Raw genomic sequence first — 1,119 nt, forward strand, 5'->3', positions numbered from 1 at the left:
CAGCCAGTAGCGCTCACGCTGGAACGCATACGTCGGCAACTCCACCCGACGTCCCGCCACCCCGTTCGCGGCCAGGACCGACAGCCAGTCGACGGCCGTGCCCCGCACATACACCGCCGCCAACGCCTCAGTCAGAACCTCGACCTCACCACGGTCGGGGCGCAGCACCGGAGCGAACACCGCCTGCGGAGCACTCTCCTGCCCCATCGCCGACAGCACACCGTCCGGCCCGAGCTCCAGGAACGTCGTGACATCCCGCTCCGCCAGCGCCGACACCCCGTCCGCGAAACGCACCGCCTCCCGCACATGCCGCACCCAGTACCCCGGCGAGCACAGCTCCTCAGCAGCAGCCACACCCCCCGTCAGGTTCGACACCACCGGGATCCGAGGAACCGCATACGACAGACCCTCCGCGACCCGCGCGAACTCCGCCAGCATCGGCTCCATCAACGACGAGTGGAACGCATGCGACACCCGCAGACGACGCGTCTTACGACCCTCACCCTCCAACCGCGCCGCCACCGCAAGAACAGCGTCCTCGACACCCGACAGCACGACCGAACCCGGACCGTTGACCGCGGCAACACCCACCCGCTCGTCCAGCAGCCCACGCACCTCGGCCTCACCAGCCCGCACCGCCACCATCGCACCACCACGCGGCAGCTCCTGCATCAACCGGCCACGCGCCGCCACCAGAACACACGCATCCTCCAGCGACCACACCCCCGCCACATACGCAGCCGCCAGCTCACCGATCGAATGCCCCGCCACGAAGTCCGGACGAACCCCCCACGACTCCACCAGCCGGAACAGCGCCACCTCCACCGCGAACAACGCGGCCTGCGTGAACACCGTCTCGCTCAACAACCCGGCATCCACACCCCACACCACATCCCGAAGCGGCATGTCCAGGTGCCGATCCAGCTCCGCGCACACCGCGTCGAACGCATCGGCGAACACCGGGAAGGCCTCATACAGCTCCCGGCCCATACCCAGACGCTGGCTCCCCTGCCCCGAGAACAGCACCGCCGACTTACCCGCGACGACACCACCCTCGACCACACCCGGAACCGGCCGGCCCTCCACCAGCCCCGACAACCCGGCCGCGAAACCCGCCGC

Annotated in this window: 1 protein-coding gene; it reads right to left on the reverse strand. The window is 69.5% G+C overall.

The features are described 5' to 3' along the window. Positions 1-1,119 (reverse strand): acyltransferase domain-containing protein (locus tag K7G59_RS34330; protein ID WP_225840657.1); only part of this gene is annotated, 1,119 nt, incomplete at both ends.

This window comes from Streptomyces sp. NK08204, from assembly GCF_020400585.1.
GTDB lineage: Bacteria > Actinomycetota > Actinomycetes > Streptomycetales > Streptomycetaceae > Streptomyces.